This is a genomic window from Lentibacillus salinarum, from assembly GCF_042679865.1.
In the GTDB taxonomy this organism is placed as follows: domain Bacteria; phylum Bacillota; class Bacilli; order Bacillales; family Amphibacillaceae; genus Lentibacillus; species Lentibacillus salinarum.
In genome coordinates this window covers 1-12,552 of sequence record NZ_JBHTNH010000019.1, presented here as the reverse complement: position 1 = coordinate 12,552, position 12,552 = coordinate 1, and the positions used below count along the sequence as shown (strand labels likewise).

General features: G+C 37.8%; 11 protein-coding genes and 1 pseudogene. 1 reads left to right on the top strand and 11 read right to left on the bottom strand.

The window, feature by feature from the left end; genetic code table 11:
- Positions 1-10: 10 nt before the first annotated feature.
- The gene (ald, locus tag ACFQ4A_RS08640; protein ID WP_382399597.1) at positions 11-1,147 is read right to left on the bottom strand and encodes an alanine dehydrogenase; all 1,137 of its coding nucleotides are present in this window, start codon (positions 1,145-1,147) and stop codon (positions 11-13) included.
- Between the two features lie 44 nt (positions 1,148-1,191).
- Positions 1,192-2,553 (bottom strand): aspartate aminotransferase family protein, encoded by a 1,362-nt coding sequence (locus tag ACFQ4A_RS08635; protein ID WP_382399595.1) that lies wholly within the window; start codon positions 2,551-2,553, stop codon positions 1,192-1,194.
- A gap of 240 nt (positions 2,554-2,793) precedes the next feature.
- Between ACFQ4A_RS08635 and ACFQ4A_RS08630 the strand changes: the two genes are divergently transcribed.
- A complete protein-coding gene (locus tag ACFQ4A_RS08630; RefSeq protein WP_382399593.1) occupies positions 2,794-4,413 on the top strand; it encodes a PucR family transcriptional regulator in 1,620 nt (539 codons plus the stop codon).
- Between the two features lie 95 nt (positions 4,414-4,508).
- Here the strand turns inward: ACFQ4A_RS08630 and ACFQ4A_RS08625 are convergent, their stop codons facing one another.
- The 9 genes and pseudogenes from ACFQ4A_RS08625 to ACFQ4A_RS08585 all read right to left on the bottom strand — a co-directional run bounded on the left by ACFQ4A_RS08625 (position 4,509) and on the right by ACFQ4A_RS08585 (position 11,918).
- On the bottom strand, positions 4,509-4,775 hold the full coding sequence (locus ACFQ4A_RS08625; RefSeq protein WP_382399591.1) for a hypothetical protein: 267 nt from the start codon (positions 4,773-4,775) through the stop codon (positions 4,509-4,511).
- 70 nt (positions 4,776-4,845) lie between these two features.
- Positions 4,846-5,928, bottom strand: a complete 1,083-nt coding sequence (locus ACFQ4A_RS08620; protein WP_382399589.1) for a DmpA family aminopeptidase — start codon at positions 5,926-5,928, stop codon at positions 4,846-4,848.
- Between the two features lie 155 nt (positions 5,929-6,083).
- Positions 6,084-6,257, bottom strand: a complete 174-nt coding sequence (locus tag ACFQ4A_RS08615) for a hypothetical protein (protein ID WP_382399587.1) — start codon at positions 6,255-6,257, stop codon at positions 6,084-6,086.
- 759 nt (positions 6,258-7,016) lie between these two features.
- A complete protein-coding gene (locus tag ACFQ4A_RS08610) occupies positions 7,017-8,327 on the bottom strand; it encodes an aspartate aminotransferase family protein (RefSeq protein WP_382399585.1) in 1,311 nt (436 codons plus the stop codon).
- Positions 8,328-8,739: 412 nt separating this feature from the next.
- Entirely contained in the window at positions 8,740-10,170 is a 1,431-nt protein-coding gene (locus ACFQ4A_RS08605) for an APC family permease (protein WP_382399583.1), read from the bottom strand.
- 400 nt (positions 10,171-10,570) lie between these two features.
- The gene (locus tag ACFQ4A_RS08600) at positions 10,571-10,837 is read right to left on the bottom strand and encodes a DUF1670 domain-containing protein (RefSeq protein ID WP_382399581.1); all 267 of its coding nucleotides are present in this window, start codon (positions 10,835-10,837) and stop codon (positions 10,571-10,573) included.
- Positions 10,806-11,072, bottom strand: a complete 267-nt coding sequence (locus tag ACFQ4A_RS08595; RefSeq protein ID WP_382399839.1) for a DUF1670 domain-containing protein — start codon at positions 11,070-11,072, stop codon at positions 10,806-10,808. Before ACFQ4A_RS08595 ends, ACFQ4A_RS08600 begins: the two co-directional genes overlap by 32 nt.
- Positions 11,041-11,568 (bottom strand): annotated as a pseudogene (locus ACFQ4A_RS08590) (DUF1670 domain-containing protein). Before ACFQ4A_RS08590 ends, ACFQ4A_RS08595 begins: the two are co-directional and overlap by 32 nt.
- A 95-nt stretch (positions 11,569-11,663) precedes the next feature.
- Positions 11,664-11,918 carry a hypothetical protein gene (locus tag ACFQ4A_RS08585; protein WP_382399579.1) on the bottom strand — a complete coding sequence of 85 codons (255 nt, stop codon included), beginning with the start codon at positions 11,916-11,918 and terminating at the stop codon, positions 11,664-11,666.
- Positions 11,919-12,552 lie beyond the last annotated feature (634 nt).

The window sequence follows — 12,552 nt, the reverse complement described above, 5'->3', positions numbered from 1 at the left end:
TAAATTACATTTAATGAGTTGTCAATTCCATATCTTCCAGCAAAAAACTTGGGTCCTTATATTCCATTCCATGTGCTTCTGCAACAGCCTCATACGTTATAAAACCTTGCATCGTGTTAATTCCTTTTAAAATCGACTCTTTCTCTAAACTTGAAGTAACATAACCCTTATTAGCAATTTCCAGAGCATATGGTAATGTAACGTTTGTTAGCCCTAAAGACGCTGTTCTTGGGACCGCCCCAGGCATATTCGCCACAGCATAATGAACAACACCATGTTTCGTAAAAGTAGAATTATCATGGGTGGTTACTTTATCACTCGTTTCAAATATACCCCCTTGATCAATGGCAACATCAACAACAACTGATTTATCCTTCATTGCTTTAACGGTTTCTTCCTGTACCAGTTTTGGTGCTTTTGTACCGGGAATTAACACGGCACCAATAACAAGATCAGATTGTGAAACGGATTCCGCTATGTTTAGCGGATTTGACATGAGTGTGTTTATTTTATCACCAAACAAACTCTCCAATTCCCGCAGTCTATTAGGATCAAGATCGATGATGGTCACATTAGCCCCTAATCCAATTGCAATTTTTGCAGCATTTTCACCTACAACGCCGCCACCTATAATGGTTATTTTACCAGGCTTGACCCCCGGAATACCGCTTAATAGAACACCTTTACCGCCCTTAGGTTTTTCTAACAGTTGCGCACCAATTTGGGGTGCTATTCGACCTGCCACTTGACTCATTGGTGCCAGTAGTGGTAGCGATCCATCTTTTTCTTGAATTGTTTCATAGGCAATACTAATAACCTTTGAATCTGTTAAAGCTTTAGCCAGATCATGTTCAGCGGCTAAATGTAGGTACGTTAATAAAATAAGGCCTTCATAAAAATAAGGATATTCCTGTGGGAGCGGTTCTTTAACTTTCATGACCATTTCCTGAGACCAAGATTCTTCAGGACTTTGTACAAGGGTTGCACCCATTTGTTTATATTCTTCATCTGAAAATCCTGAGCCAACCCCTGCCTGACTTTCAATAACGACTTCATGCCCTGCTTTGACTAAAGCATCGACTCCTGATGGTGAAACCGCTACTCTATTCTCATTATTTTTTATTTCTCGTGGTATTCCAATTCTCATATCCAAACCCCCATCATCCATTAATGTTACAATGAAAATACAGTTTAAGATTCATTTTCCTTAAATACCTTTTTAATAACGGACACAATAAAATCTAAATCATCATCAGTACTTGATAGCGGCGGACAAAGTGTCAGTATATTATTATATCCGGCCACGGTATCCCCATTCTTGCCAATAATCAGGCCATTATTTTTACAATCTGCTATAATTTTCCCAACACGCTGGTCGGTTGCTGGTTCTTTCGTAGTTTTATCCTCTACCATTTCTATTCCCATTACAAAGCCTTGATTCCGGACATCCCCAACATATGGGTGGTTTTCCAGTTCCTTTAGTCCATCTCTCAGTTTTTCGCCTAAAACCGCAGCCCTATTGGTTAAATTCTCGCGTTCCATTATGTCAATATTTTTTAATGCAACAGCACATGCCGCTGGATTACCACCAAATGTATTCACATGGCGAAAGTGACTATTTTCTTCAGTATTATTAAACGTCTCATATATATCTTTACGGACAGCTGTAACGGATAAAGGCAAATAAGCACTTGTAAGACCTTTTGCCATCGTAATAATGTCAGGTTTTATATCAGAGTGCATATGGCCAAACGTTCTTCCTGTCCTGCCAAATCCGCAAATGACTTCATCAATAATTAACAATACACCATGACGTTTGCAAATTTCCTCGACTTTTTCTACATAAACAGGATGCGGTATCAAGACGCCTCCACCAGTAATCACTGGTTCCATAATCACTGCAGCAATGGTCTCTTTCTGTTCCCATATAATTTTTTCCTCAATCTCTTCGGCTCTTTGTAAATTATATTCTTCAATCGATTGGCCCTCAGGTCTGCGATAATTATCAGGTGGTGCAACATGTAAAAAGCCGGAAGTGAGCGGTTCGTATTTGTACTTGCGAATCGATTGCCCTGTGGCTGCTAAAGCCCCCAGTGATCCTCCGTGGTAGGCCCGATAACGGGAGATGAATTTATATCGCAATGACTCGCCATTTTGCTGGTGATATTGCCTTGCTACTTTAAAAGCCACTTCATTGGCATCAGAACCACTATTGGAATAAAAGATCATATACTCATCGTTCAGCATGTCATTCAATTTTTCAGCGAGTTTTATCGCCGGCAAATGACTTTGTGACATTGATGTATAAGACATCTCTTTCAATTGATCATAGGCTGCTTGTGCCAATTCTTCACGGCCGTACCCGACATTTACACACCACAAACCTGACATACCATCAAGGTAACTGTTCCCATTATGGTCTGTAATCCATGAACCCTTTGCTTCTGTTGCAATCATCGGCTCCCTGTTGGCATCATCTTTGGACATGTGATGCCATATATTTTTCTGATCTTTTTCCACAAGTGCCTGAGGTGTTTCATTTGAAGTTTTCATTTTAAAACTCCTTTCCTGAATAAAATATTGACGGCTGTCAGCAGCTCAGCATTTTACAAACTGTCCAAGCGCCTATTTCCATACCCCGAGTGCTCCCAATCACTCCAAACCAACATCGAATTAATTGACAGCGGTTTCATTTATTTTATAATTATACTATAACTATTATTTTTGAAATTTTCATTTTACAATATGTTAAAGTAATCCTGTTTTGTTTTAACAGTTTGGAGGGGTGGAATAATGATCGGCTTTAACTTAACAATCAATGACGCACTGAACAGTGATCTATTTAAAAGTGCGCGTGTTTTAGGAGGCAAAAAAGGATTAAACAAAAACATTAAATGGACCCATATTATTGAAACGGACGATTTTGATGCCTTGCTCAACGGAGGCGAATTGGTACTCACAACAGGAACAAAGCTCGACCTCGAGTCCTCGCTAAATACCTATGAAAGGTTAATTAACAAAAATGTTGCCGGCATCTGTATTGAAATAGGGCCTCATTTTGCCACGCTTCCAGCTAAAATTAAGCGGTTTGCAGATGAGCATAACTTTCCAGTCATAGCATTTGAGGAAGTCGTCAAATTTGTTGATATCACACAACACTTGCATACACATATCATTGACCAGCACCATCAAATGCTGCATGAGATTAGTGAGTTGACCCAAGCGTTTACAGAACTCTCCCTCTCACCAAACGGCATACTAAAAATCCTGCAAAAATTATATGATCAATTTCAATCGTACGCATTGTTTATGACTGATGAAGCCAAAGCGTATTATTATCCTCCTGAAGGGAAAGCTTTTAAAGAATCACTCGCTTCATACGTGCAAAATCATCGTCCCGAAAATTTTCTCGAACAAACAGTTACCATTGACAACAAAACGTTTGCGCTGACCCCTGTCAATGTTGTCGGTCAGATTTGGGGCTATCTATGTCTTCATGTAACCGAAGAATCGCCACACGAATTTTTATTTACTGTGCTGGACAGGGCAGCCATATCAATTGCACAAATTTTATTAAGAAACAGGACAATTGAAGAACGTAAATTAAATGTAGAAGATGATTTGGTACAAAATCTGTTGCTTGGAAAACCATATAACCCTGATGAGCTCAAAATGATAATGCCATCATCGAAGAAACATTTATCCTTCAGAGTGTTTATTTGTCATACCGATGCCACGCATTCAGCCAGCAATCATGATGAGTGGGAAGAATTAAAAGTGCAGCGGTCGATGAGCATCCGATCATTATTTGAGCGCTACGGTTTCTATCCAGCCGTTTCCGTGAAGAAAACGGAAATAGCCGTCATTTGTTTTTTTGATACCGACAAGCATGACAAATTTGCTGCAAATCAATTCACTGAATTAATCTCGGAATGTCCGCAGACACTGAACATTCAACCTCAAAACATAGGCTTCAGCGGCAGCCATCAGAACACCTCCAGGTTCATGCGAGCGTATAAGGAAGCCAATGAAGTGCTTCATCTGAACAAATATCACAATTCAGACAATGCCCTTTATGAAAACATCGGGATATACCGGCTGCTTTTCCAGCTTAAGGACAATCAATTAATCGAATCGTATATTGACGATTATATTGGTCCATTACTCAAACATGATAAGAAAATGAACACAGAACTGCTGACGACACTTGAAATGTATTTAAAATTCAACGAATCAAAAAAAGAAACAGCAGAGCGTTTATTCATTGTACGTCAGACGCTTTATCACCGCCTTGACAAAATAGAAGAGCTTCTGGGAAACGATTACCTGGAACCGACTAACCGGCTGGCGATTGAAACAGCGATCAAGGCATATCATTTAATAGAAGACACAAGCCCGGAAACCCTGTTATGAACTACTTTGAATAACCAAACTCCAAGCGACAGAATTTTAGGCGTTTGGTTATTCCCAGCTTTAATTCTGACTTTACTACAGCTATTGCCATTCATTCAGAGGGGATGGTACTGACCTGTCACCCCATCCACAATAAAATCCTGTCCGTTCTTTTGATTATTGTAAACAACCCAGTAAGGTCTATAAAATAGTTGTTGTTCCTCGACCTTCACATGTGATACAGAAAGCATTCGCATTTTTAATGAAAGGGACCGGTAAATAAAACTTTCAGAAATAGTTAGACAATCCTCAAGCGGCTGGTACTCTTGCATTCGCTGCTCATGCGATATTTCAGCCACTTCCCATTTTGGATTAGAATCCACCAACGAGCTATCTCCATTGATAGCATCTACTGCACAGCTGACTTTTTCATCCGAAGGCAGGAAAAGTCTTTCACATACGGTTGTACTCTTTCATAATATTAATTAATTTGTCATGGTCAATAGCATGAACTTTACCACCATATGGCTTTACTGTTGTCATTGTTTCCGCTGAAACTAGCGCGTTTATTACAGATTCCTCAATAGCCTGACACACTGCTTCATAAATTGGATCAAACTCTTCGTCGTTTATAAAACTCATCTTCAACTTTTCAGACGATTGCTGTGGAATTTCCATCTTGTTGGCAACTGAAAATGCTAAGAAAATATCACCTGAATCATTTCCACCAGGGGTTCCGTTTCGTCCGATTCCAATTGCCGCACGTTTTGCTACTCTTTTAAGTTGATGAGGAAGCATTGGAATATCAGTTCCAACAATAACAACGATAGATCCCTGTTCTGTTTGGTTTTTACAATTTTCATTCAGATGCTTGCCAACAGGTACTCCACACACTGTTAGCCATTGGCGAATCCCGTGATTTGCCTGTACTAGTGATCCAACATGAAATTTTTCTCCGCCAATTTTTAATACACGTGAAGACGTTCCTGTTCCTCCTTTAAACTCATAACAAATCATCCCGGTTCCTCCGCCAACATTTCCTTCCGAAATGGGTCCTGGTTTCGATGATTGTATGGCAGATAAGACATGTTCCTCTTTAATATGCTGGCCGTTTATATCATTTAACCTACCATCATATGTTTCCGCTACAACTGGCATTGCCCAAAGATGCTCATCTTTAAATTGTTCAGCGTACTGCTGTATCATCCATTTTACAGAGGCATGATGTGCTATCCCTACAGAATGGGTGTTTGTAATACAAATAGGACTTAAAAAATAACCGCTATCATGGATCCAATGAGTGCCTGTCATTTCGCCATTTCCATTCAGACTGTATTGACCAGCCCATATAGGACTCATTTTTTCTTGTTTACCTCTAGGTAAAATTGCCGTTACACCAGTGCGAATAGGACCTTCTCCCTCAATTAAGGTTGTATATCCAACTTCAACCCCTGGAATATCTGTAATGGCATTATTAATCCCATGATCACCTTGAAATGGTAATCCTAGATCACGTGCTCTCAATGATTTTGTCATCGTAAAATTCCTTCCTTTCTCATTAGAATCAAAACAATAAAATAAATACTTGTTTTACGTATTTTAGATTTAAAATTAAACCTTAGGATAAAGGGAAAACTTCTTTATCACGAATTAGCTGACTTAACTCAGTGATAGATTTCGTTATGAGTTCATTATTCATATACATCACTTCCTGCATTAAATACCAATCCAATGTCAGTTTCTTCAGTTTTAAGACCATTTTTTAGTTGTTGTATTAACTTCCATCTTTCGATTAATAAGTCGCAATCTTGATCAGTTAAAATAATTCCTTTTTCCGTAAGAGTTTGTTTAATTATTTCTCTCAAAATAACTCACTTCCCTTATTGAAATTTTTCTCAGCCTTCGCAGTAAGAATTATTTACCCTGAATTATTTATATCATCGCATTAGTGCTTAAAAACGGAATCATATTTAAAGACTTTTTGGGTTTCAATGAAAAACTTGAGTCAATCAAGCAATCCGTTATGACAAACAGAGAAGCACCCCAAAAATGTCATACTTTGGATAAACTTCTTCCGGAGGTTTTTAACAATGTGAATATGTTAATATACGATACGTCACTCAAGCTTTAATGCTTGTATTTCCTCAGCATAGTTGACTAGTTGATCAGCCGCATCATCTTCTGTGTAACCGGCAATGACTTAATAGACCTTTTGCCAAATTAAATCTTCATTAGCAAAATATAGTATGTTTTTTCTATTTCTAACTGCAGGTGATTAGCCAAAGTACGGGAAAATCAATCGCTTCATCAAACTCTCCGAATAACAATTCACCTGTATCCGAGGGGGTGCACCTCCATTAGAAGAACCCTTTTCTGTGAATTTTTATGGTACTTTCACTGTAACAGGAAATAGGTTTTTTCGAGTGGAATGATAACCGAGTCAAACAGGAACATCAAACAATCCGGTGTTCCGTAAGCTTAATCCGCAGACAGGTGCCCATCACCCCATGTTAAACCTTCGAATCTATCACTTTTACCCCACACGATTTAGCGAGGAAACATAAAAGCTAATCATAATTAGGTATATAAAGAACAGTAACAGAGTAATTATTTTCATTGAAGAACTAACGATCTAATAATGGCATCATTTCTTGTAATGCATCCTTGAATACGTCGCCGGCTTCTTGGATATTTTGTTGTGTCATTACAGTTGAGAGATTTATTAGCCCTCTGGGGGCGATAAATATTCCTCGATTCAGTAATTTAATATGTAAAATGTCTATTAGTTCTTTATTTGAATGCAAAGTTTCTGCATAATTTTCAGGCTTATTTTCAGTAAAGTGTATATTCATCATAGACCCTACTCTAGTAAGCGTGACGGGAATATTCGATTGTTTGACTGTCTTTTTAATCTTATTCTCTAATTCAATAGAAAGACTATTCATTTTTTCTATTTTATCTATATCTAGTAATTGCATTGTTGCAATTCCAGCACTCAAGGTTACTTTGTTGCCATTGAATGTTCCACCGTGAGCAAGAAAACCATCTTTAGAAGGGTCAAACATATTCATGATTTCCTTTTTTCCTCCAAATGCTCCGACAGGAAATCCTCCACCGATGATTTTAGCCATGCAGGTTAGATCAGGCGTTACCCCGTACATTTCTTGAGCACCTCCAATGTCCAAGCGCAGCGTCTGAACTTCATCAAAGATAAGAAGAACCTGATATTTATCAGCTAATTTACGTAATTTGTCTAGATATCCTTCATTTGGAGGAATAACGCCAGCCACCCCCATTACAGGTTCTACCAATATTGCAGCTATATCATCCGCATGTAGCGATAAAATTTGTTCAATTGTTTCTGAATCATTAAACGGAGCAACATAAATATTCTGTGATATATTTTTTGGGAACACAGCGGTATTGTATCTTGAATCCCAAGCAGCTAAGTCATGCGTTCCATGATAGGCACCGTCCATCTTTATAATTGAGGTTTTCTTAGTAAATGTACATGCTGCACGAATTGCGAACATGGTTGCTTCTGTTCCAGAATTACAGAAACGTATTTTTTTAATACTAGGAACTCTATTACATAATAATTCAGAGAATTGAATTTTCTCAGGAATTGTTGCTGCATAAGCGGTTCCTTTCTTTAAAGCAAACTGTGCTTTTTCTGCTATATGTTCATGTGCATGTCCGTGTACCATTGATGTATAGTTATTGAGAAAATCTATATAACGGTTTCCATCAATATCATATAGATAAGCACCACGTGCTTCCTCAATTGTTAACGGATAAGGCTTATGGAAACAAACGGACCTCGTTTCCCCACCAGGCATATAATTATTTGCTATTTCATATTTATTTTTTGATTCAGGCGTTTTATTAATATAAGTCTCTACATCTTTTTTATATACATCTTTATATAATCCCACCAGGTATCACCTTTCTGAATTTCTTGTAATTGAAAGAATCAATTTCTATGCTCCAACATCTTTGAATCCGATTTGATGGACAGTGCCACGTTTTATATCACGTGAAGCCGTACTGAGGTTGCGTTCTATTATTCTTCCTATTTCCCCTAGTGACAGACTTTCATTTAAAAAATGTAAATTTGTTTGCTCTTAATTTTAGTTAGACGTATAAACGTGTGAACCTTCGTGCTAGAATGGGTTGGAGTCACCGTGAATAACCTCCGTATAATTTGGTGGTTCAGTCACCCTTAACCATACTCGGTTTCACGATGACTTTCTATTTATTTAGCTGTTGTATTTGATTTTACAATGGAGCGTTATGAAAAAGCTTTTTTGGTTTTTTATGTCTATTGACATAAATGAACTTTTAAACTCATTCACCAATTTTGCGATTAGGTGTGTACGTTGCCATTACAAAGCCGGTAACAAAAACAAGTGCTGGGATACAAGCAAGGATATAACTAATAGTGACCGACAAACCAGTGATCAACTGAAAGTTGGCCAGTGCCAGACCCATGCATATAAATATTAATGTCATTGCAGTAATTGGCGCAATATTTGTTTTAAACCTGCTACTTATAATATCTTGATTACTTCTGAAAAAAATTAATACTGATAAAGAGGTGAGAAATAACAATATCATATTACCAATTGTTGCTACACCAGCCATTGATCCAAAAATATTAACTAGTGGATCTATGTTGGTCAATGAAAAGGGCACAAGTATGATAACCGCTGTAACAGTTTGAACTAATGATGAAAACGATGGAGACCTATGTCTTTCATGAACAAAACTAAATTTCTTAGGGAAGTCACCTTCAAGGGCAAGAGCATGTTGATATCTGGTTATTATATTATGAAATGATAAAACACAAGCAAATATGCTTATAAGTAACAATAAATTAACTATATCAGCAAATATAATGCCAGCGTACTCTGCCGCAGTCGCAATTAAAAACCCGTCTGGATTTTCAGCAACTTTATCCACAACAAGGGAAGGCCCCCATCCAACCACAAAAGCCCAAGTGGTAATCGCGTAAAAAAGGCCGATTAAAAATACAGCAATATACGTTGCACGAGGTATTACACGGTCCGGATTACGCGTTTCATCACGATAAATAGCCGTTGACTCGAAACCAAGAAAACCGGTTAAAGCAAATAAGATAGCAACCGATATCGTACCTGTAAACAAATTTGAAGCAGAAATTGGGTCTGAAGTTATCCCCTCTTTTCCACCACTTGCAAAAATAATTAGATCCAAGATGATTACAACAGACATCTCTAGGATAAGTACAATACTAAGTACTTTTGCACTCAGTTCAACTTTTCGATATCCAAAAAAGCCAACGATAGCTACTAAAATAAATGAAAAGATCCACCAAGGAAGCGATATCCCGAAATTCGTTTCAAAGTAATTAGTAATAGAGCCTCCTCCAAAGGCATACATACCCACCTGAATAGAGGTGTAAGTAACTAATGCGATGTATGCCGATGAAAGCCCTAAACGCTTCCCAAGACTCTTGCGAATGTAGGCATAAAACGCCCCGGGTTCTTTCACATAAGGGGTCATGGTTGCGAATCCTATGGAAAAAAATAACATCACGAGCATTGCAATTAAAAATCCAATAGGGGCACCAGGGCCGTTACCATTTAAAATAGCGATTGATACGTTACCTCCTATAACCGTCAATGGCGCGGCAGCTGCAACAACCATAAAAACTAATTTGGCAGTTCCTATTTGCCCTTCTAACCTCTCTGGACTTTTTTTAATACTTTCTTCTTTTTTTGTTATTGGTGTATTCACTTCGTATTCCTCCAATTAATTATTTATTTTAAGACTAGCAAACCATGTGTAAATTCCGGTATTACACTGTATAATAGTTAATTAATGTGCTACAAAACTATTTTAAGATTTTTCACACGATCTTTTAACTTCAGGAAAAAATGTTAGAGAGAGCGATTTGAAGTGGTCGGTTCATTTTTTCCCTTTTACATTCAGGACATTTGTCCTCTTAATAGCTCTTTCGTTCTCAGAATGACTTAGGATTTCTTGATGTTTGGCCAAATCCCTCCTTCCAGTGGTTAAGTTTTTCCATTTTATACAATTGTTCGGATTGGGTAAGGGCAATTGTCCTTGTCTTTTTTATGATGATTCACTGGTTTGCTTAGGACATCTGTCCTTAAACAATGAGGATGATGGCGTTTTAGTATCTCCATGTATTGCTCGATGACTTTTGGCCACTCCGGTTTCTTTTGGCTATATCCGGCGGTGCCATTAGCTGCTCATATAATTCGATAATAATCTTTTTATGTGTCACGCCAGGGCCAATATCAAGCTGATTTCCCTTGATGGGTAAAATAACCTGGTGCTCTTCCTGATATTCTTGAATTCGCTTTGAAACAGTCATCGGAGAATGATTAATCATAAGTCCTATTTCCTCAAGGGTTAAAAGGCCACCTTCCTTGTTCAAAGGCCGCGTTAATTAATCGAATAATTTTCACTTGATCTCGTTTGGCACATTTGTCCTTGACCGGTTTTAAGTCTTCTACGTTGATAAGCAGAAGATCGATTCGCAGGGCTTTATAACCCTCAACTTGTTGACCTGATTTAGGATTTTCATTTTCACTGGACGTTGTCACCCAAGTTAGATTGCCAAAGCTCGTTTCGTGACTTTTAGGGTAAAACCCGTAATTGGCAAATGTCATCATCGGCAATCAATTCAATGGCTTTGTGGCTACCAATGAGTTTGTATTCTGTTCCCAACATTTCAATCAACATTTTCAATTCGGTCGGCATATTTAGGTTATTATAATCATAAAAAAGCTCAAGGCATTCACCCGTTAAACTTTTAGAAACACCGGCAATATGAGCTGTTTCGGCTAAGGATAATTCACACATCACCACGCGGCCAAAGTCTTTGATATAGCGTTTAATCAAGGTGGTGAAATGTTTGATTTGTCTGGCAATTTCTGAATACGTTTTGTTCTATAGATACAGGCTCACAATCCAAACTTTGTGGGAAAGTGTTGGACCGATATCGTGATAGGCACCTCTTGTTTGAAAACGAATTTTCTTCTGTGTAAGTTACTTAATATCACGTCTGATGGTTCGTATGTCCACTTCAAGTAGATCGGCTAAGTCTTCTTGTGTCAGCACACCACCTTGGTCAATGGTTTCATCTGTCAGCCGACAGATCCGGATCTGTCTTAAACCTTACATACCGAATTGGGGACGCACCTCATTGTCTTCTGTGGATTGGTCAGCAGTAAGTGTAACTGTAACCATTGGCAGTTTCCTTAATCGCGGCCGTGCTTAGCATTAATTGATATGGCTTGCTTTTTGACTTTTCCTGGCTCGACATCGATGTCCGGATCAAAACGATGTAATTCATAGGCTTCTTTGACTGTTTCGATGATTGCCTCAGCTGTCTTAGGTGAAAATTCAAATTGATGTACAAAATATTCAAATAATTGGTTATCTCTTGATTTAGTCTCAAGTCTTACTTGAACTGCTCTTTCCATTTCATTTGTCACCCTTGGTTTCCACTCCAAACCTCCTCTATTTACTATTAATAACTTTATTGATAGCGGTTTCATTTTTTGTAAATAAATCTTTTCATAGAGGGAGACTCAACCTAGTGTTTCAGGACGACCATAGACCTATGGCTTTTTCTCTAAGAAAACAGATGCAACACTAAGTTTCGAAATAACATTCCTTCATTAGTTGCGGTATTCTTCCATTTTTAGGTTGTCTCCATCTATTTTGGAATAAAGGGTAATATCATGGAGACTCAGAATTATGGAAACCACAACCCTCGTAAAACACCTCCAATCGATTCGACACAATTTTTAGATGTCACAAGCAAAACAATATTAAAGTATTTTGTTCCTAAGATTTTATTATTCTTAAATGCTAAATGCACTATACACGATGTAATTTTTATATCGGTAATATAAGACAATGTGTAAACATCATTACCTCTTTATTCTTTAAACCATCAGAATGCTCTGAAATCCTTAAATAGACTACAAGCTGTTTTATTTTTCCGTCAGCTATGTTCTCATCTTTGACACTAAAAACCGCCATAAGCGCTGCAAAATCAACGTTATTGGCGGTTTTAAATTGCTCAAAAACAGCGTACTATTTTCCTTTTTTGGTTTGTTTTAAAATTTTTTTCATGTTTTT